Raw genomic sequence first — 19299 nt, 5'->3', positions numbered from 1 at the left:
TGCGCGCCGGCTTCAGGCGGACGCCGCCGCTGCGGCGCGCAGCTTGCGTGTGACGGCGACACGCATGACGACATAGTTGATTCCGAACGCCACGATCTTGGCTCCCATGGCGATCACCGAGACGTAGATCGCCCACAATTTCACGTCGCCCGTCATGGCGACGGCGATCACGCCAAGTCCAAGCGCGAACATCAGCGCGGCCCAGACATAGCCCGCCCTGATTGCAAGCTCAGGAACGTTGTCGCGAATGATCGGCGGCGAATAGCGCAGCATCCAGCCGCGCCGGAGCATGATCGCGCCGATGGCGAAATGACCGATGGCCGGTTTGACGAGAACGAAGCGGGGATCCTTTGTCAGCAGCGTGGCGCCACCCAGCACGATGACGAGCGCAAAGCTCGCCCATGTCATGATGTCCAGCGTCTGCTTTTTGATCCGGGCATGAATGAACTGCCCGACCGCGCCCGCGATGGCGACGCCGGTCGCGATCAGGATGTCGCCCGTCACGCCATAGACCACCAGGAAAACGATGGTGGAGAAGAAATCAAAAAACAGTTGGCGGAGGACCGAAGCCATCCGCCAATCTCACACCCGTCCGGGGGGCAGAGCAAGACCCTTCGAGTTTTCGTAAAGCGGAACGGGCGTCACTTGCGCCGGGGTGGTGGCGTCCTTCGGGCTACAGTGGCAGTTGTGTTGCGCCGCGTTCACCTGCGTCGCATTCAGCGGCGCAAATGTATCGTCGCCTGTCATGCTGAAGCCGGTGAGGGCGAGAACCACAGCGAGGCTCGCCCATACCGGAATGCCGGATCGTGATTGATACGATTGCGCGAGAACGAACTGCGCGACCGCGGCGGCAATCGCAGCGATGGCTGCTATCAGCACGTCGCCGATCAGGAAGAAGCCCGCGAAAAACACCGCGGTGGAAAGAAAGCCGAACAGGGTCTTGGGAATCACCATGGCGCTTTGAAGCGCATGGTTTAACGGGGACAGGCGGGCCATTCGCGGCTCCTTGAAGATTGTGACGTTGGACATGTCGTGGCGATCAGGCGGCGGATGTCGCGATCGCGGCGCGAACGTGCTTCGGGTACCATTGGGTGAAGGTGGTGGCGGCGTTGCGGGCGGCGAAAGCGATCGCGGCGCAGACCCACAGCGGCATGCTCGGGAGATAGATCGATACGATGTCCGCCACCAGCATGAGAACGAAAGCCGCGCTCCACACCCAGGTCAGGACGTAGTTGGTCTTGATGAAGCGGGGCAGCTTGCTGGTTTCGGCGTCGACGGCCTCGCGCGCATATTGCAGCGTGAAGGGCTTGCGGATTGCGATTGACACCAGCGCGATTGCGAGCACGCCCGTGTCGATGATGAGGCGCACGGTGGTCGGGCTGAGTTCATCCCGGGCCATCAGGTGGTATCCGCACAGCGAGAGGAACAGGACCAGCGCGCCGGCGGTGAGCATCTTCAGCGAGCGGCCCTTGAAGAAGTCCCAGCCGATCAGCCCGAACCCTACGGCGGCAGCCGCCGCGAGGCTGATCGTGACCGAGGTCAGCAGCGTCAGCGTGGCAAAGGTCGCGAATGGAGCCAGGGTCAGAAACAGGGTCATGCCGGCCTCCTGCGGAAATATCTTGACGTTGTAAAGATGCGTTTAGGCCGCCCCACGGGGTGTCGTCAAGCAAAATCTTGACAGCGTCAAAATGCATACCTAGATTGCGTTCATGGCACCACGGAGCGCGAGCAAGCCGTCTGACCGCCCCAAGGCCGCTGCGGGGCTGAAAAAGCCCGTTGTGTCGGGCGCGAAGGCCGTGTCCGTGACCAAAAAAGCGGCTGCTGGCGGCAAGGCCGCACATCAATCTGACCGCGACCAACCCTATCATCACGGCGATTTGCACGAGGCGCTGCTGCTGGCCGCCAAGCGCGTGGCCGAGCGCGAGGGACTGAACGGACTGACGCTCCGGGCGGTGGCGCGTGAAGCCGGCGTGTCCCATGCCGCGCCCGCGCACCATTTCGGCGACGTCACCGGCTTGCTCAGCGAACTGGCGGCCATCGGTTTCAAGCAATTCTCGGCGGCGCTGGGCGAGGCCGCGTGTCTTGCGGGATCGAGCGAAGCCGCGGCGCAGGGCAGGGCCAATGCTTATATCGGCTTCGCGCGCGACAACCCCTGCATGTTCCAGTTGATGTTCCGCGCCGAGCGGCTCGATCACGACAGGCCGGTGTTGCACGAGGCGGCGAAGACCGCGTTTGCCAAGCTCGCGGGGATTGTCGCCGCTCGCCGTCACGAAGAGATCGAGCCGGATCATCTGACGTTGCCGCAGGCGGCCGAGATCGCGCGGATCTGGTCGCTGGTGCACGGCTTCGCCATGCTGCATCTGGACGGCCGGCTGAGGCACATCCTGGATGCCGCTCCCGGCGTCACTGAAGAGATGCTGCTGGCCGCCATGCTCAAGGCGCATTGAGCGGCGGGTGATCGTTTTCACGTGACGGTTCTCTACGGCCGCGCCAGTTCTACGGCCCGGCCGCTCGCGCCCACGACCTTCACCTTGTCGGTCCCGCATTTGAAATCGCGCGCCAGTGTATCGGCGGCCTCGCGGGCGAGATCGTTGGCGTTGGGATTGGCTTTCACATCCACATAGGCCACACGGCAAACGGCGTTTCCAGAATTCGCGCGTATTCCGTTCGCGCCCGCCGACAATCGCGTCACCACGAGAAGTTGCTTGGCGATGGGCCGGCCGTCCTTGCCCTCATCCGCGATGTCCGCGACATGCCAGCGCTGGATCATGGCGACCGGCGGCTTGTCCTTGCCCGGATGGCGCCATTCGATGGTCGGTGTTGTCGAGTTGAATGGCCCGAAACGTTCTTGCGCCGCGGGTTCGTTGTCCGCCGCCTTGCGGTTGCGACCCACCGTCACCGTCTCGCGCAGGTCGCCTTCGCTGACCACAACCACAAGCCCTGCAGGTCCACGGCAGACTCGCGTGCCGCCGCCGTCATCGGCGCTGCTGGCGCGGATCAGCCGGCAATCCGTTTCCGCAGTCGAGGTGTAGCTGCTGATATTTTGAGCCGTTTGCCCCGATGCCGTTCCGGCAACGCCCGCGCAGGCACCAGCCAGCAGCGCGGAGGCTATTGTGACACTGAGGGATTTGCCGGGCATCAACTGGAACCCATTTTGCAAGGCGCCGTTATAAAGGCGGTGTTGTCGGAGATATCCGCATTGGTCGCGTCAGGCGTGTGGATCGTTCATGTGCTGGCCGCGAAAAGCATGTCATGATAAACGGAATCGCTTTAGAACCACGGCCAACAGGTCCCAGTCATCCTCGTTCAGTTTGTCAGTGAGCCATGCCCGCCATATCGTCCAGCAAGCCCTATCGCATCGGCCGGTCCAAGACCGGGCTCGGTCTCTTCGCCACCCAGAAGATCAAGAAGGGCACCAAGATCATCCGCTATTTCGGGCCGATGCTCGATTCGAAGAACAAGAAGCACGACGACATCGACAACAAGTATCTGTTTGAAATCAACAATCGCTGGACCATCGACGGTTCGGTGCGCAAGAACATCGCCCGCTATATCAACCACGCCTGCCGCCCGAACGCCGAATCCGACGTCAGCTCGCGCAAGCGCAAGGTTGTGATCCGCGCCATCAAGACCATCCAGCCGGGCGAGGAAATCAACTACGATTACGGCACCGACTACTTCAAGATTTTCCTCAAGCCCATCGGCTGCAAGTGCGATCACTGCGAGAAGAAGCGTGCGAAGAAGCGCAAAGAAGCTCGCGAGGAAAAGAAGCGGCTGAAGCTCAAGGCCGAGAAGAAGGCCGCCAAACAGGCGCTGAAGGACGGTGGCAAGACCGCCGTCAAGACGGCGAAGGCCGCAAAATCGAAGGTTGCGCCGAAGCGCAATGCCCTGAGCGGCGTCAAGGCCAATGCGCACGCGCGCGGCACCGGCAAGCCGACCAAGACCAAGGCGGCGCGGACCAAGCCGTTAGGATCAAAATCGGTGTCGCGGCTCGCGCAGCCGAAGCGCCCGAATCTTGCGAACCGGGCTTCGTCGACCTGATCTCTCTATGATTTGAAGAAAACGCCGCGGCTGGAAATGCCGCGGCGTTTGCCGTTCAAAGTCCCTTGAACATGTTTCCTGCGAGCAGCAGCAGATAGCTGATCCCCAGTGTCGCGAAGCCGTGGCCGCTGATGAATGGAATCTTGACCCGCGCATACACCGTGAGGGCGGCGAGGATCGCCAGAATGATCGACACCAGAAAAATCGGGAATGACGGCGCGCTGAGGTTCATGATGGGTTCCTTGTGAATCCGCGAAAGTTGCCGGATTCAAGCCCGTGCGCGCGCCATGTTGCAAGGGGCAGGACTGTGAGCGACTGTGGATGAATGCCGGGCGGACAATATGTCTCGCCCGGCATTGTCTTTTAGTTGTCACGTCAGTGCGCGGCGATGGCGTCCGCGCTCTTGCGCAGTCCGATGAACTGCAATTCGGCGAACACGCCGACGGCCACCGCCTGCATCACGATGAAGGCCTGTCCCAAGAGGTTGGGCGACACCCAGCCGCTCACCAGCAGGATGAAGCTGTCGATGGCCCAGATCACATTGACCGCGATCACGGCCCAGACTGCCGCCTTCGACATCATGTTCCGCGTGCCGAGGAATCCGACTAGCGCGGCGTAGGCCACTAGAATGAGGCCGGTGTTGCGCAGGAAGGTTTCCGGCAGGTTCAGCAGCGACGCGAAGAAGCCCGCGGCGGTCACCAGCAGCAGCGCGGATGCGCCGCTGAAGATCGCATCGGCCTGAAGGGCGCGGCGAAGAAACAGGGAGGGATTGATCATGGCAGTCTCCTTTGTGCGAGGTGGGTGGTCGATCAGAATTTGCGGCGGCGGGCGAGAAACTGGCGCAGCAGCGTGAACGGGCAGAAGGTCACCGCGCGTTGTTCGGCGGCAGCGACATGCGCGAACACGAACAACCCTGCGTCGTGCAGCAGCGGCTCGGGCATGTTGAGCGAGCGCGCCGCCATCCGGGTCGTGAGCCTGAGCGCCCAGTTGAGCGTTGCGGTGGAAGCGCTGGTTGCGGCGGTCTTGGGACGGGCAGGTCGGTCAAGCGTGGTCATCGGTCATCTCCTGTGATGCGGAAGATGATCCGGCGCGGACCCCAAATCGATTACCTTGCAGGTAATGGAATGCGAGAAACCTGCATGGTAGCGTGGCGGTTCGCTAGTCCGCATCGTTTTCGCAGCGCGGTCTGTTTGCGGACTGGCGAACCAAAGCCACGCTACAAGTTATATTTTCCTAGTGTCCTTTCGAATCCGACGTTCGCTAAAAGGGCGCTGCAAGTGAGGCGAACGTCGGATTCGGGACACTAGATTTTTCGCCATGATGAACCCACCGTCTTCGGCGCGCCGCGCCGTCAAACCGTCAGTCAAGGCAAGGTCCAACGCTTTCGGCGATCACCTGCGCGAGTGGCGGCAGCGCCGCCATCTCAGCCAGCTCGATCTCGCGGGCCATGCCGAGATTTCGGCGCGGCATTTGAGTTTCGTCGAAACCGGCCGCGCCGCGCCGTCGCGCGACATGGTGCTGCGGCTTGCCGAGCGCCTCGACGTGCCGCTGCGCGAGCGCAACGTGTTGCTGGTCGCTGCGGGCTTCGCGCCGGCATTTCCCGATCGCTCGCTCGACGATCCCGCACTGGCCGCAGCGCGGCAAGCAGTCGAGACGGTCCTGAAAGCGCATGAGCCGTATCCGGCGCTTGCGGTCGACCGGCACTGGAATCTGATTTCCGCAAACAGGATGGTGACGCCGCTGCTCGACGGCGTCGCGCCGTCACTGCTCGCGCCGCCGCTGAACGTGATGCGGCTCAGTTTTCATCCGGAAGGTCTTGCGCCGAGCACGGTCAATCTCGCCGAATGGTGCGCGCATCTTCTGGAGCGGCTGCATCGCCAGATCGAGACCACCGCCGATCCGGTACTGGTCGCGCTCTACGATGAACTCAAGACCTATCCGATCCCGGCGCGCACGACGCCGCGCACCAACATGGCCGAGAATGTCGCGGTGCCGTTCCAGATGCGCTTCGGCGAGAACGTGCTGAGCTTCATTTCGACCACCATGATTTTCGGCACGCCGGTGGACGTCACATTGTCGGAACTGGCGCTGGAAACCTTCTTTCCGGCGGATGACAAGACCACGGTCTTCGTGCGCGAACTGGCGAAATCGCTGGGCTGACCGGCTTGCCTTGCGCCTCATTCGGCTTATCTTCCGGGCACATTCAGGCAAGGAACGTCCCATGAGCACCGTGAAGCCGCTGCAAATCGACATCGTGTCCGACGTCGTGTGTCCATGGTGCTATATCGGCAAGAAGCGCATCGAGGATGCCCTGGCGCTGGCAAGCGACGTGCCGGTTCACGTCAACTGGCGGCCGTTTTTCCTCAATCCGTGGGTGCCGCGCGAGGGTATCTCGCGTGACGAATATCTCACGAAGAAATTCGGCTCGCCCGAAGCCTACAAGGGCATCGCGGGCCGCGTGGTCGCGGCGGCGGCGGAAGAAGGCCTCGAGTACAATTCGGATCGTGTGAAGCGCCAGCCCAACACCATCGACAGCCACCGTCTGATCTACTGGGCCCATGCGCAGGGCAAGGCCGCGCAGATGAAGCAGCGGCTGATGGAGCTTTATTTCCGCGATGGCGGCGATCTCACCAGCACCGACGTGCTGGTGCAGGCCGCCGCCGATGTCGGCATGGATGCGGACAGCGTGCGCAAGCGTCTCGCCACCGACGAAGACGTCGAACGGATTTCAAGTCAGGCGCAGGAAGCGTCCGAGAAGGGAATTTCCGGTGTGCCGACCTACGTGTTCGCGCAGAAGTATGCGGTCTCCGGCGCGCAGCCGGCGGATCAGCTGGCCCGCGCCATCCGGCAGGTGTCGGAGGAGATCAATCAGGGGGCGTGATTCCTCAACCCGTCATTCCGGGATGCGCCCTCTTGGGCGCAGGCCCGGAATCCATGCTGCCTTCTGAAGATTGTAGATTCCGGGCTCTCTCGCTGCGCTCGCGCCCCGGAATGACAGGGAGTGAAACTAAGCCGTCGCAGCAGCCGGCGCCGGCAATTTCGCCGGCAGGCACGCCACCGCCACGAAGATGATTGCCGCTGAACTCGCCATCAGGCGAAACAGCGTGTCAAAGCCGTAGTTGCCGTAGACGAACGAAATCATCGGCAGCGCCAGCGCGAACACCGTGAAGCTGACGACATAACGCACGCCGTAGATCCGCGCGCGGGCTTCGCCGCTCGCCATCTTGCCGATCATGAAATCATTGATCGGAATTTGCCCGAACGCGCCGAGCATGAAGCCGAGTGCTGCCGCCAGCGCCCAGGCGTCGTGCAATCCCGGCATCGCCGCAAAGAACACGACCTGGATCGCAGCGACGATCATGAAGACGATGCGCGGGCCGAGCTTGTCGAGCAGGCTGCCGACCACGAGTTGCGCCAGCGAGGCGACCGCGAAGACCACGAAGGTGAGCGCGCCGAGCATGGTGGCGATGTCGCCCTTTGCTGCCGCCACGCCGCTCGCGCTCAACCATTGCGTCATCTCGGTGGCGATGCCTTGCAGGCGCTCGTCGAAAATCTTCGGCAGCGCGAATGTGGTCGACTGGAAGACGAGGCTGGATACAGCGGTGGTGAGAAACACGATCGCCGTCACGCGCAGGATGAGCGCCTTCATGTCGGCGGTCTGCGCCGGTGCGGCGACGGCCGGTGCCGCCACCTTCTGGTGCGCGGTCGAAACCTCGCCCCACTGATGGATAGTGTAGAGCACGCCGACGATGATGGAGAAGATGCCGGGCACCACGAATGCCGCGCGCCAGCCGCCGTGGTCGATGAAGTAGCCGGTGATGAGCGCCGCGCTCGCCACGCCGAGATTGCCCCAGATGCCGTTCACGGCGAGACGCATCCCGGTGTTCTTCCAGCGCTGCGTGACGATGGCCAGACCGACCGGGTGATAGATCGCGGCGAAGATGCCGACGACGAAAAGACCGATGCCGACCTGAAGCGGCGTCTGGGCGAAAGCCGTCGCGATCGACGACGCGCCGATGCCGACGAAGAACACCGCGATCATGCCTTCGCGGCTCCATTTGTCGGCGAGCCAGCCGGCGGGCAGCGAGAACAGGCCGAACGCGAAGAAGCCCGGCGTCGCGTATTTCAGCAATTCGGCGTAGCCCAGTCCCCATTCGCGCGAGAGCGCCAGCGCCGCCACGGTTGCGAAGATCAGCGTCAGCAGGTGATCCAGAAAATGGCCGATGTTCAGAAACAGGAAGTGGATGCGGTCGCGCGTCATGGGAGCCCCGAAAAAGCGATTCTGAGCTAAAAATAGCCTTGGCGCGCTGGCGCTGTCATGCCAATTTTCATCGAGAACGTGCCATCAGGGTTTTTCGGGTCATGCCGCCTCGTCCACGCATTCGCAGCACCGACGCCCGCGACTATCAATCCGTGCCGCGTCCGCTGGCGGCCATGTCGAAGAGCTTCGCGGACGGGCATGAAATTGCGCCGCATCACCATCCGCGCGATCAACTCGTCTATGCCGTCTCCGGTGTGATGCGGATTCGCACGCAGACCGAAGCCTGGATCGTGCCGCCCGATCGCGCGGTCTATCTTCCCGCGCACATCGAACATTCGATCAGCATGCGCGGCCGCGTGGAGATGCGCACGCTCTATGTCGCGCGCAGGACGAGCGACGATCTGCCGGATGCGCCGACTGTGCTGGAAGTGTCGCCGCTGTTGCGCGAACTGGTGCTGGCGCTTATCGAGGAGCCGGTGATCTACGACGAACAGGGACGCGGCGGCGCGGTGGCGCTGCTGATCCTGAGCGAAATCGCGAAGGCGCGCCGGCTCTCGCTTGTCATCCCGATGCCGCGCGATCCGCGCCTGCTGCGCGTCTGTCACGCGCTGCTGGCCGATCCCGCCAGCCGTCGCACGCTCGACGGCTGGGTCGATACCGCAGGTGCATCGGCGCGGACGCTGGCGCGGCTGTTCGAGGCGGAACTGGCGATGAGCTTCGCGGCGTGGCGGCAGCGAGTGCGGTTTCACAACGCGCTGGAGGCCATTGTCGCGGGCGAGCCGATCTCGCGCGTGGCAGAGCGCAACGGCTATCGCAGCTCGAGCGCGTTCTCCGCGGCATTCCGCAAGGCGATGGGGCAGGCGCCGTCATCGCTGCGGGTAGAGGGTGTGGTGTGAGGGCCTAAACCCTCACGCCTTCTTCAGATAGTAGTTCGCGTTCTTGCCGAGCGCGACGCGGCGGATCACGCGGCGCATGGTCTCGGAGGCGCGCAGCGGTTCGATGATCGCGGCAGCCGTGCGGTAGACCGCGAGCTTGGCGGCGTCGAGCGCGGGCTTCGCGCCCGGAGCCGCCTGCGGCAGGCCCATGCCGCGCAGCATCGAGTTGAAGCGATGCAGGTCGTTCAGGCGGCGCACTTCCTTCGTCTTCCAGGTGATCGCGAGCGAGATCGAGTGCGAGCCTGCGGTCTTCACCCAGTGCGGCCACTGATAGGGAATGTAGCAGCCGTCGCCGGCGTCGAGATTGAATTCGATGCCGCGCGGCCGGAAGCTCTCGTTGAACGGCACGTTGCGGTGCTTCACGGTGGAGTATTCCACCTGCTCGTCATTGGCGATCTGGCCGTCGCGGTTGTCATAGACCGCGAAAATCTTTTCGCCGTGAATCTGCACGAAGAAATTATCCTCGGCGTCCATATGGAACGGCGTGGTCGAATTCGGCGACGACACGAACAGGAAGCCCTCGATCTGCTCGAAGCCCGCGTCTTTGACGCTGTTGAAGCCGCGCGCGCGCGCGACCGAGGTCAGCGCGTCTTCGAGCAGCGCGCGGTAGTCCGGCGATTTTTCGACGCGCTTGAGCACCATCCATGCGCCTGCGGTCTGGATGCGGTTGACGACCTCGACCGGATCGAGATCGACGGCCTTGACCTTGTCCGGGTCCTGGCTGACGGAGGCGTCGCCGGAATTGTATTCGATCAGGTCGCGCGGCATGTCCGCCGCAAGCTGAGCGATGCGCGACAGCGACAGCAGCGGATGCCCCGCAAGCTTGTGGCGGATCGCGAACGGCTTCAGCGGGAAATCCCGCTTCAGGGCTTCATTGTCGGCGGTGATGACGGGCGCAATGCCGGATGCGGCGTTCATGAGCGTGTCTCCCGGAGTTTTCGGACGATGTGAACAAGACGGCGCGCCGGCTCGCGGATGAGCTTGCGCAAGGCGAGGCCGAGCCGGATGGCCGGCACAAAGGGATCGTGGCGGTTGAGCGGGATCAGCACGTCGCCGATGGCAAGGCGTCCGCGCCAGATCGGATCGATCATGGGATGGCCGGGGATCGCTGTGGAATCGACCATCGCAATCCTGTCGTCGGCGCACATGTGGCGGGTCAGCTCCAGCGTGAGCTGCACGCCCGGAGAGCATTTCGCGAAATTCTCGTCGACGCCAAGCTTGAAATAGAACGCGCGGTCGAGATGCCGCAGCACGATGGCGGAGGCCACGGGCGTTTCGCCCGCATGCAGCGTCACGATCTCGCAGTTACCGTGAGCGGCGGCGTCTAACACCGCGCGGCGGACGAACGCGGCGTCGCCTTCGTTCTGGGCCAGCGCCGTGCCGCGTTTGGCTTTCCAGCCCGAGGCTTCGAGCGCGAGGAAAATCGCAAGATCGCGCGCAATCTCGCTCGGCGTGGTAGCGATCGTGAAAATCACTTCGCCATGTTCGGCGAGGCGGTTGCGCTGGCGGCGCAGTTCTTTCAGTTTTTTCGGGCCGAGCGCGTCGCGCAGAAGATCGTCGGCGTTGCGTGTCGCATCGAGGCTGGCGCGCGCATGGCTTTGCAGGATGCGCGGCTTCAGTCCGTTTCCTGCGAGCGCGCGGGTGAACGCGAGCATCGCCGCGCCGTCGAGCGCGATGTCGCGCAGGATCAGCGCATGGGCGCCGGCGTCGCGCGCCTGCTGCAGCAGCTTGCCTGCGGCCTCGTCGGCGCGATCGCGGTCGAGCAGCGGTGTCGCCAGTGTTCCGTAGGGATCGGCGCTGACCAGCGCCGGCAGCGGAAGGCCGTAGGCGCGCCACGCCGAGATCGCCGGCATCAAACCGATCAGCGCGGGCGTTTCATTCTTTGTCACGGTGTCGGCGGCGGCGGCGAGGGCACTGACGTTCATGCGTCCCTGTGCAAAGGCGTTTACCGCCAGCTCCCACTCCGGCAGATAATATCCGTTGGGCTCGATGGCATTGTCGGCAAGCCTTCGCCAGCGTTCGGCAGCGATGCTGTCGAGCGGCGCGAGCGCGTTTCCGGAAACGGCGCGAATCCCCTCGGGCCGCTCCGTGGCAAAGCTCACCTCGCGGCGCGCGGCGGCCTGTGCTGCATCGGCGATTTCGACCACGTCCCAGTCCCCGTTACGCAATATTTGAGCGCGGAGCTCGATGAGCTGCGCGCGATTGTTTTTTGTGCGTTCGTGATCCCGGACGTTAGGCGTCAAACCTCAAAATCGGATTTTGGATTAGGGCTAAATGCGCGGGGCTATTTTTACGCGCCGTTAAGGACGCCGCGGCGCGTGGACGAGGCGCGATTTCGTCAGCGGTATCGGGCTGTCGATACGATACCGCGGCGTGGCGATCGCGGCCCGTGGACTTATCGCGATACCGTTCCAGCATCGGCTTCCGCGACGCGGTTTCATTGACGACGATGGGTTTTGTAAACCGTGTTGCGGTTGTCTTTGTACAGGCAGCCGCGCTCAGTCGAACGCGATGCCGTAGCGCCGGCCGCTGCTCCAGACCACGCGGCACCGGGCCATGAAGTCGTCCGCCTTGATGGCGAGCCGGAATGTTTGCGGGATCGCCACCGCATTCGCGATATCCAGCGCCGCGCCATTGTCCGACATGTTGCGCACGGTGCAATCGACGCCGGCTCCATTGAAGGTGATGACGCCGCCCTTGAAGACACGGCGGCGTGTTTTCGACCGTCGCTCCGCCAATGGCATGTTCGTCATGGCCGCCATCCTGTGGTTCATATCGGCAGACTAGGGCGTGGCCGGTTGCCGGACGCTAAATCGATGCCCGTCGCTGGGGGCTGCCGCGTTTACAATTGATTCAGGACATTGACGCACCCGAGAGCGTTCAATCCGGCGTGAAGTCGCATCAGCGCCCGTTTTTGGGTGCATTGCCCGGTCATGGTCCCGTCTTGGCCATCGTTTCGGCGTGGGGTAGACTTCGAGCGGCTGGCGGCTTGCGGGCCGGGCGATTCAGAATGACACCCTCAAAAAGTGACTTTGATTATCCGGGGAGAGTTTCGATGCGCGTGTTTCGGGTTGCGATGGCGGTCGGATTGTTGACGATTCCGGTCTCGGTTTCGGCGTTTGCACAGAACATGACGCCCGGCTTCCGGCTGAACGAAACCAAGGAACTGTCGGAAGACGAAATCGCGCGGAACAAGGCCAATGAGGACGCGGCCCGGGCCGCCCGCGCCAAGATCCCCGATGCCAAGCCGAATGCCGACCCATGGGCCTCGGTGCGCAGCGAGCCCGCGGCCAAGGCGCCGAAATCCAAGACGACCGCGAAGTAAGCGACGTTGGGGCGCGCCAACTGAGGCGGCCTTACTGCTTTTTTTCCTCGGGCAGGAGTGCCTTTAAAAGGTTCTGCACCTGAGGCGATTTGATTGGGTCTGGCCGGTCGCAGTCGATGCACTGATATGTGCGCGGGCCTGTGCCGCCCGGTGGCAGCATCAATTTCACGGGCTTTCCGCACTTCGGACAGATTCGCTGGTTGATGGGCATTGCGGTCACCGCACCAAAGAGACGGGCAAAATTCTAAATCCTGGGCGTGATAAAGATCGAGTCCATTTTCCAAATTCGGCTGCTGCTCAATTCAAATTGAGCCACCAGGGGCAAAAGCAGGCCAGTATCCCCCAATTCGAAAAGAACATATTGCGAACTTAGAACAAATGGGGTACATTGGTTCCATCGGATCAAGCCGATTCCGGTCCGCCGTCCCTGGGAAGCCGTTTGTCCGGCTGGCGAATCCCTTACATAAGGAGCACCACTATGGCCCCCGCCGCGCTGCGTATCGTCGAAGGATCTTCCATGGACAAGACCAAGGCCCTGTCGGCCGCGCTCTCTCAGATCGAGCGCCAGTTCGGCAAGGGCTCCGTTATGAAGCTCGGCAAGAACGACCGCTCCATGGATATCGAGACGGTTTCCTCGGGCTCGCTCGGGCTGGATATCGCGCTCGGCGTCGGCGGCCTGCCGAAGGGCCGTGTGGTCGAGATTTACGGCCCGGAATCCTCCGGCAAGACCACGCTGGCGCTGCATACGGTGGCCGAAGCCCAGAAGAAGGGCGGCATCTGCGCCTTCATCGATGCCGAACATGCGCTCGATCCGGTCTATGCCCGCAAGCTCGGCGTCAACGTCGATGAACTTCTGATTTCGCAGCCCGACCACGGCGAGCAGGCGCTGGAAATCGCCGACACGCTGGTGCGCTCCGGCGCGGTGGACGTGCTCGTGGTGGACTCGGTGGCGGCGTTGGTGCCGCGCGCCGAACTCGAAGGCGAGATGGGCGACAGCCTTCCCGGCCTGCAGGCGCGGCTGATGAGTCAGGCGTTGCGCAAGCTCACCGCCTCGATCAACAAATCCCACACCATGGTCATCTTCATCAACCAGATCCGCATGAAGATCGGCGTGATGTACGGTTCGCCCGAGACCACCACGGGCGGCAACGCGCTGAAGTTCTACGCCTCGGTGCGCCTCGACATCCGCCGCATCGGCCAGATCAAGGAGCGCGACGAGGTTGTCGGCAACCAGACCCGCGTCAAGGTGGTGAAGAACAAGTTGGCGCCGCCGTTCAAGCAGGTCGAGTTCGACATCATGTATGGCGAGGGCGTTTCGAAGCTGGGTGAAATTCTCGATCTCGGCGTCAAGGCCGGCATCGTCGAGAAATCCGGCGCGTGGTTCTCCTATGACAGCGTGCGCCTCGGTCAGGGCCGCGAGAATTCCAAGGCCTTCCTCAAGGCCAATCCGGAGATAACGGCTAAGATCGAAGCCTTGATCCGCCAGAACTCCGGGCTGATCGCGGAGCAGATCCTCGCAGGCTCGCCCGAGCGCGACGCCGACGGCGAAGAGCCGGAGGAATGATTGAGACACCCGTCATTCCGGGTCTGCGCGTGAAGAACGCGCATCCCGGAATGACGGGTTGGATTTTCTGAGACTTGAGTTGTTTAAGGCTTGAGTTACGGCGTGATCCCGAAAGACGGGAATCCTTTCGGATCAGATCACGCTTCGGAAGCAAACGGGCGTTGTGGATGTTGAGTTGCCGACATCCCCAGCGCCCGATTTGTTTTGTGAGATACGATCAAGAAGCGTCATCCTGAGGTGTGCGAGCCGCAACGCGGCGAGCCTCGAAGGATGACGATGGAGTACGGACTACTCTTGTCATGCTTCGAGGCCGTCGCTTCGCTCCGGCACCTCAGGATGACGATCCCCTTTGTTGCTAGGCTGGCTACTCCGCCGCCTGTGCGTAGTCCGCCACCGGCGGGCACGAGCAGATCAGGTTGCGGTCGCCGTGGACGTTGTCGACGCGCCCCACAGGACACCAGTATTTATCGGTGCGTGACGTCCCTGCCGGGAAGCAGCCCTCGGCGCGCGAGTAGGGCCGTTCCCACCTATCCTCGGCGATGTCGTGCACGGTGTGCGGCGCATGGCGCAGCGGCGAGGCCTCGATGGTGAAGCGCCCGGATTCGACGTCGGCGATCTCGCGGCGGATCGCGATCATGGCCTCGCAGAAGCGATCCAGTTCCGCCTTCGATTCGGATTCCGTCGGCTCGATCATCAGCGTGCCCGGCACCGGGAAACTCATGGTCGGCGCGTGGAAGCCGTAGTCGATCAGGCGTTTGGCGATGTCGTCCACGGTCACCCCGGAGCCCGCCTTGAGGCCGCGCGGATCGACGATGCATTCATGGGCGACGCGACCCTTGGCGTTGCGATATAGCACCGGGAAATGCGGATCGAGCCGCTTGGCGATGTAGTTCGCGTTCAGGATCGCAACTTCCGTGGCGCGGGTCAGACCTTCGCCGCCCATCATCAACATATAGATGTAGGAAATGACGAGGATCGACGCCGAGCCGTGCGGCGCGGCCGACACTGCGCCGACCGGCGCCTTGCCGCCGTCGTTCGAAACATGTCCGGGCAGGAACGGCGCGAGGTGCGCGCGTACGCCGATCGGCCCCATGCCGGGGCCGCCGCCGCCATGCGGAATGCAGAAGGTCTTGTGCAGGTTGAGATGGCTGACATCGGCGCCGTATTCGCCGGGCCGCGCGAGGCCGACCTGGGCGTTGAGATTGGCGCCGTCGAGATAGACCTGTCCGCCGTGGCCGTGAACGATGTCGCAGATCTCGCGGATGTGCTCCTCGAACACGCCGTGGGTCGAGGGATAGGTGATCATCACGGCGGCGAGATCGTTTGCGTGCTGCGCGGCCTTCTTGCGCAAGTCTTCCACATCGACGTCGCCGCGCGCGTCGCAGGCGACCACCACGACGTCCATGCCGACCATGCTGGCCGACGCGGGATTGGTGCCGTGGGCCGAGGAGGGGATGAGGCACACCTTGCGATGCGGTTCGTTGCGCGATTGATGATAGGCGCGGATCGCCAGCAAGCCGGCATATTCGCCCTGCGCGCCGGAGTTCGGCTGCAGCGACACGGCGTCGTAGCCGGTGATGTCAGCGAGCCATTTTTCCAGCGTGGCGAACATGGCGTGATACCCGGCAGCCTGCTCCTTCGGCGCGAACGGATGCAAGCTCCCGAATTCCGGCCATGTCACCGGGATCATTTCGGTGGTCGCGTTCAGCTTCATGGTGCAGGAGCCGAGCGGGATCATGGCGCGGTCGAGCGCGAGATCGCGGTCGGAGAGTTTTCGCATGTAGCGCAGCAGTTCGGTCTCGGAGCGGTGCTCGTGGAACACCGGATGGGTCAGGAACTTGCTGCTTCGGGCAAGACCTGACGGCAGCGCGTCGCGCGCCTCTTTCTCGATGTCGGCATAGACGAGATTGCCGCCGAAGGTGCGCCACACGCTCTCGACGATGGCGGGCGTGGTGGTTTCATCCAGCGCGATGCTGACGGTGGTCTCGTTGAGACGCAGATTGATGCTCTCATGGGCAGAATGCGAGATGATGGCTTGCCGTTGACCGTTAATGGCCACCGTAACCGTATCGAAATAGCTGTCGTTCAGCGGCGCGAAGCCGAGTTTCTTCAAGCCGGCCGCCAGCACTGACGTGCGCCGGTGCACGGTCCGTGCGATATGGCTCAAGCCTTCGGGTCCGTGATAGACCGCGTACATCGACGCGATCACCGCGAGCAGCACCTGCGCGGTGCAGATGTTCGAGGTCGCCTTCTCGCGGCGGATGTGCTGTTCGCGCGTCTGCAACGCCAGCCGATAGGCAGGCGCGCCGCGTGAATCCACCGACAGGCCGACAATGCGCCCGGGAAGCGAGCGTTTCAGCGCATCCTTCACCGCCATGTAGGCCGCATGCGGCCCGCCGTAACCCATCGGCACGCCGAAGCGCTGCGTCGATCCGATCGCAATGTCCGCGCCGAGATCGCCGGGTGAGGCGAGCAGCGTCAGCGCCAGTGGATCGGCGGCAACGACGGCGATGGCGCCCTTTGCTTTCAATGCGGCGATCGCGGTGCGCGGGTCGTGCAGCGCCCCATGGGTGCCGGGATACTGAAACAACGCGCCGAACACGTCGGCCTTGTCGAGATCGCGCGCGGGATCGCCGACGATCAGCGACCAGCCGAGCGGCTCGGCGCGGGTGCGCAGCACCGCCAGCGTCTGCGGATGCACTTCATGATCGACAAAGAAGGCCTTGGTCTTCACCGGCGACGAGCGCTCCGCCAGCGCCATCGCTTCCGCAGCCGCGGTGCCTTCGTCGAGCAGCGAGGCGTTGGCAATATCGAGCCCCGTGAGGTCGCAGATCATGGTCTGGAAATTGAACAGCGCCTCGAGCCGCCCCTGGCTGATCTCCGGCTGATACGGCGTGTAGGCGGTGTACCACGCAGGATTCTCGAGAATGTTACGCTGGATCACGGCGGGCAGGATAGTGCCGGAGTAGCCTTGGCCGATCAGCGACGTAAACACCTGATTGCGACTGGCGATGTCGCGCATGTGCGCCAAAGCCTCGGTCTCGCTGAGCGGTTTCCCGAGAGCGAGCGGCGCCTTCTGGCGAATCGAATTCGGCAGCGTCTCGCCCATCAGTGCCTGAAGGCTCGATGCACCGACTGTCGAGAGCATGCTTTCGATATCGCGCGCTGAAGGGCCGATATGCCGGCGGACGAAATCGACGGCGGGTTCAGCAGGTTTGCGATGCGCGGTCATATCGAACTCTCCCTAAAGCGTTTTCGAGCGAAGTGGGTACCGGTTCGCGTGAAGAAAACGCGTCTTGAAAACTAAGCCGTGTGGGCCTTGTAGGCAGCTTCATCCATCAGGCCGTCGAGGTCGCCCTTGTTGGCGATGCGCAGCTTGAAGAACCACGCGGCCTTGCCGGGATCGGAATTCACCAGCGACGGATCGGCGGCGACGGCGTCGTTGACCTCGAGCACTTCGCCCGCGATCGGCGCGTACACGTCGGACGCCGCCTTGACGCTTTCAACCACGGCTGCGGCTTCAGCCTTCTTGAAGGTGCGGCCGACTTTCGGCAGTTCCACGAACACCACGTCGCCGAGCTGGGTCTGCGCGTAATCGGTGATGCCGATGGTGGCGACGTCGCCGTCGATCTGGAGCCATTCGTGATCGAAGGTAAACAGCGTGGTCATGATGATCCTCAGCGTTGGAAATTATCGTTTGTATCCGTTGGGCACGAACGGCATCGGTGTGACGCGGAGCGGCAGCCGCTGCCCGCGCACGTCAGCGAACACCACAGTGCCGTCGGTGGAGAGGGCGGTCGGCAGATAACCCATCGCGACCGGCGCGTTCAGCGTCGGACCGAAGCCGCCGGATGTGACGGTGCCGATTTTGTCCGGTGATGTTTCGCTGGCATAGAGCGCAGCGTTCTCGCGCACCGGCGCGCGGCCTTCGGCGCGCAGGCCGACGCGGCGGCGCGATGCTCCGGTTTCGAATTGTTTCAGGATGATGTCCGCGCCGGGAAATCCGCCGGCCCGCGCGCCGCCGCTGCGGCGGCTCTTTTGCACCGACCATTCCAGCGCGCCTTCGACCGGCGTGGTCGTGGTGTCGATGTCATGGCCATACAGACAAAGTCCGGCCTCCAACCGCAGGCTGTCGCGCGCACCGAGCCCGATCGGCAGCACCGCCGGATCGTCCAGCAGCGTCGTTGCCAGCCGCTCGACATCTTTCGCGGGCACCGAAATCTCGAAACCGTCCTCGCCGGTGTAGCCCGAGCGCGAGACGAAGCAGTCGATGCCCATTACCTTGTGCGGCCCGGCATCCATGAAGCGCATCGCGGCCACGGTGGGCGCGTGTTTGCCCAGCACCTCGACCGCCTTCGGTCCCTGCAACGCGATCAGCGCGCGGTCCGGCAGCGGTTCGATGACGCAGACATCGGAGAGATGCTTGCGAAGATGCGCCTCGTCCTCGGTCTTGCAGGCGGCGTTGACCACCAGAAACAGATGGTCGCCGAAATTCGCCACCATCAGGTCGTCGAGAATGTCGCCGCTGTCGCTGGTGAACTGCGCGTAGCGCTGACGGCCGTGCGGAACGCTAAGAATGTCCTGTGGCACCAGACGCTCCAGTGCGCGGGCGGCGTCCTCGACCTTGCCGGATTTGGCCGTGAGCGTGACCTGGCCCATATGCGAGACGTCGAACAGCCCTGCGGAGGCGCGGGTGTGGAGATGTTCCTTCAGCACGCCGGCGGCATATTGCACCGGCATCTCGTAGCCGGCGAACGGCACGATCTTGCCGCCGCGCGTCACATGCAGGTCATGCAGCGGCACGCGCTTCAGCGTCGGTTCGGCGGAGTCTGGTTTGCGTTCAGTGGCAAGCATGGTCGGGCTCCTGACGGATTTCGGGACGGTTCCCGAAATCTTGTCGAAGCCCCATCTGTCGCTGTGCCTGAGAGTATTATCCCGTCGGCGGATGCCGCGCCGGTGACCCGGCCGCATCTCTTTCCAGATTTCAGTTCGTCACGCGGTCCGTTTGCCTGAGAGTTTCCGGGGCGGTTGCTCCTTCGGCGCCAGCCAGCTCTTGAATTAAAAGCGGCCAGTCTCTCCCGACGTGACTTGTCCTGTATTCCTTACTTAAGCAGGAAAACACGGCTTTCGAGGGCCTGTCAACGCAACTGCGAGATTATCAACGGGCTTCGCG

Annotated in this window: 21 protein-coding genes and 1 riboswitch; of the genes, 7 read left to right on the top strand and 14 right to left on the bottom strand. The window is 63.2% G+C overall.

What is annotated here, in order from left to right; genetic code table 11:
* Positions 1-12: 12 nt before the first annotated feature.
* From AC1RKJ_RS06090 to AC1RKJ_RS06080, 3 genes are read right to left on the bottom strand one after another with little or no spacing between them, the layout of a single operon-like run.
* Positions 13-573: an inner membrane-spanning protein YciB gene (locus AC1RKJ_RS06090; RefSeq protein WP_492790178.1), complete on the bottom strand. Its 561-nt coding sequence runs from the start codon at positions 571-573 to the stop codon at positions 13-15.
* Between the two features lie 9 nt (positions 574-582).
* Complete coding sequence (locus tag AC1RKJ_RS06085; protein ID WP_492790177.1) at positions 583-996, bottom strand: hypothetical protein; 414 nt, start codon at positions 994-996, stop codon at positions 583-585.
* 43 nt (positions 997-1039) lie between these two features.
* A complete protein-coding gene (locus AC1RKJ_RS06080) occupies positions 1040-1597 on the bottom strand; it encodes a hypothetical protein (RefSeq protein ID WP_492790176.1) in 558 nt (185 codons plus the stop codon).
* A 112-nt stretch (positions 1598-1709) separates the two neighbouring features.
* On the opposite strand from AC1RKJ_RS06080, the gene AC1RKJ_RS06075 reads away from it, so the two are divergent.
* A complete protein-coding gene (locus tag AC1RKJ_RS06075) occupies positions 1710-2447 on the top strand; it encodes a TetR/AcrR family transcriptional regulator (protein ID WP_492790175.1) in 738 nt (245 codons plus the stop codon).
* 32 nt (positions 2448-2479) lie between these two features.
* On the opposite strand, the gene AC1RKJ_RS06070 is transcribed toward AC1RKJ_RS06075, so the two are convergent.
* On the bottom strand, positions 2480-3139 hold the full coding sequence (locus tag AC1RKJ_RS06070) for a hypothetical protein (protein WP_492790174.1): 660 nt from the start codon (positions 3137-3139) through the stop codon (positions 2480-2482).
* Positions 3140-3324: 185 nt separating this feature from the next.
* Between AC1RKJ_RS06070 and AC1RKJ_RS06065 the strand changes: the two genes are divergently transcribed.
* Positions 3325-4041 (top strand): SET domain-containing protein, encoded by a 717-nt coding sequence (locus AC1RKJ_RS06065; RefSeq protein WP_492790173.1) that lies wholly within the window; start codon positions 3325-3327, stop codon positions 4039-4041.
* A gap of 55 nt (positions 4042-4096) precedes the next feature.
* On the opposite strand, the gene AC1RKJ_RS06060 is transcribed toward AC1RKJ_RS06065, so the two are convergent.
* From AC1RKJ_RS06060 to AC1RKJ_RS06050, 3 genes are all read right to left on the bottom strand, one after another.
* A complete protein-coding gene (locus AC1RKJ_RS06060; protein ID WP_170978694.1) occupies positions 4097-4273 on the bottom strand; it encodes a hypothetical protein in 177 nt (58 codons plus the stop codon).
* Positions 4274-4416: 143 nt separating this feature from the next.
* Complete coding sequence (locus AC1RKJ_RS06055; protein ID WP_492790172.1) at positions 4417-4818, bottom strand: hypothetical protein; 402 nt, start codon at positions 4816-4818, stop codon at positions 4417-4419.
* Positions 4819-4850: 32 nt separating this feature from the next.
* Positions 4851-5096 carry a hypothetical protein gene (locus tag AC1RKJ_RS06050; RefSeq protein WP_492790171.1) on the bottom strand — a complete coding sequence of 82 codons (246 nt, stop codon included), beginning with the start codon at positions 5094-5096 and terminating at the stop codon, positions 4851-4853.
* 262 nt (positions 5097-5358) lie between these two features.
* On the opposite strand from AC1RKJ_RS06050, the gene AC1RKJ_RS06045 reads away from it, so the two are divergent.
* Entirely contained in the window at positions 5359-6201 is an 843-nt protein-coding gene (locus AC1RKJ_RS06045; RefSeq protein ID WP_492790170.1) for a helix-turn-helix domain-containing protein, read from the top strand.
* Positions 6202-6262: 61 nt separating this feature from the next.
* Positions 6263-6922, top strand: a complete 660-nt coding sequence (locus AC1RKJ_RS06040) for a DsbA family oxidoreductase (protein ID WP_492790169.1) — start codon at positions 6263-6265, stop codon at positions 6920-6922.
* 126 nt (positions 6923-7048) lie between these two features.
* Here AC1RKJ_RS06040 and AC1RKJ_RS06035 read toward each other — a convergent pair whose 3' ends face one another.
* Positions 7049-8302 carry an MFS transporter gene (locus AC1RKJ_RS06035; protein WP_492790168.1) on the bottom strand — a complete coding sequence of 418 codons (1254 nt, stop codon included), beginning with the start codon at positions 8300-8302 and terminating at the stop codon, positions 7049-7051.
* A 101-nt stretch (positions 8303-8403) separates the two neighbouring features.
* Here AC1RKJ_RS06035 and AC1RKJ_RS06030 point away from each other — a divergent pair, with 101 nt between their 5' ends.
* Complete coding sequence (locus tag AC1RKJ_RS06030) at positions 8404-9198, top strand: AraC family transcriptional regulator (protein ID WP_492790167.1); 795 nt, start codon at positions 8404-8406, stop codon at positions 9196-9198.
* Between the two features lie 12 nt (positions 9199-9210).
* Here the strand turns inward: AC1RKJ_RS06030 and AC1RKJ_RS06025 are convergent, their stop codons facing one another.
* From AC1RKJ_RS06025 to AC1RKJ_RS06015, 3 genes are all read right to left on the bottom strand, one after another.
* Complete coding sequence (locus tag AC1RKJ_RS06025; RefSeq protein WP_492790166.1) at positions 9211-10155, bottom strand: cupin-like domain-containing protein; 945 nt, start codon at positions 10153-10155, stop codon at positions 9211-9213.
* The gene (locus AC1RKJ_RS06020) at positions 10152-11384 is read right to left on the bottom strand and encodes a GNAT family N-acetyltransferase (protein ID WP_492790165.1); all 1233 of its coding nucleotides are present in this window, start codon (positions 11382-11384) and stop codon (positions 10152-10154) included. The genes AC1RKJ_RS06025 and AC1RKJ_RS06020 overlap by 4 nt, the downstream gene beginning before the upstream one ends.
* Before the next feature lie 351 nt (positions 11385-11735).
* Positions 11736-11990 carry a PilZ domain-containing protein gene (locus tag AC1RKJ_RS06015; RefSeq protein WP_492790164.1) on the bottom strand — a complete coding sequence of 85 codons (255 nt, stop codon included), beginning with the start codon at positions 11988-11990 and terminating at the stop codon, positions 11736-11738.
* Positions 11991-12292: 302 nt separating this feature from the next.
* Between AC1RKJ_RS06015 and AC1RKJ_RS06010 the strand changes: the two genes are divergently transcribed.
* Together AC1RKJ_RS06010 and recA are read left to right on the top strand one after the other, a co-directional pair.
* On the top strand, positions 12293-12562 hold the full coding sequence (locus AC1RKJ_RS06010; RefSeq protein WP_492790163.1) for a hypothetical protein: 270 nt from the start codon (positions 12293-12295) through the stop codon (positions 12560-12562).
* Positions 12563-13040: 478 nt separating this feature from the next.
* Positions 13041-14126: a recombinase RecA gene (gene recA / locus AC1RKJ_RS06005; protein ID WP_492790162.1), complete on the top strand. Its 1086-nt coding sequence runs from the start codon at positions 13041-13043 to the stop codon at positions 14124-14126.
* Positions 14127-14490: 364 nt separating this feature from the next.
* On the opposite strand, the gene gcvP is transcribed toward recA, so the two are convergent.
* The 3 genes from gcvP to gcvT all read right to left on the bottom strand — a co-directional run bounded on the left by gcvP (position 14491) and on the right by gcvT (position 18980).
* On the bottom strand, positions 14491-17358 hold the full coding sequence (gene gcvP, locus AC1RKJ_RS06000) for an aminomethyl-transferring glycine dehydrogenase (RefSeq protein ID WP_492790161.1): 2868 nt from the start codon (positions 17356-17358) through the stop codon (positions 14491-14493).
* Between the two features lie 71 nt (positions 17359-17429).
* Positions 17430-17795: a glycine cleavage system protein GcvH gene (gene gcvH / locus AC1RKJ_RS05995; RefSeq protein WP_492790160.1), complete on the bottom strand. Its 366-nt coding sequence runs from the start codon at positions 17793-17795 to the stop codon at positions 17430-17432.
* Between the two features lie 21 nt (positions 17796-17816).
* Complete coding sequence (gene gcvT / locus AC1RKJ_RS05990) at positions 17817-18980, bottom strand: glycine cleavage system aminomethyltransferase GcvT (RefSeq protein WP_492790159.1); 1164 nt, start codon at positions 18978-18980, stop codon at positions 17817-17819.
* Positions 18981-19113: 133 nt separating this feature from the next.
* A riboswitch (glycine riboswitch) is annotated at positions 19114-19218 on the bottom strand.
* Between the last annotated feature and the right edge of the window lie 81 nt (positions 19219-19299).

The organism is Afipia sp. GW822-FHT04G07 (assembly GCF_058800765.1).
Note: the sequence above shows the minus strand (reverse complement) of the source record. Positions and strands in the feature narration are given on the sequence as shown.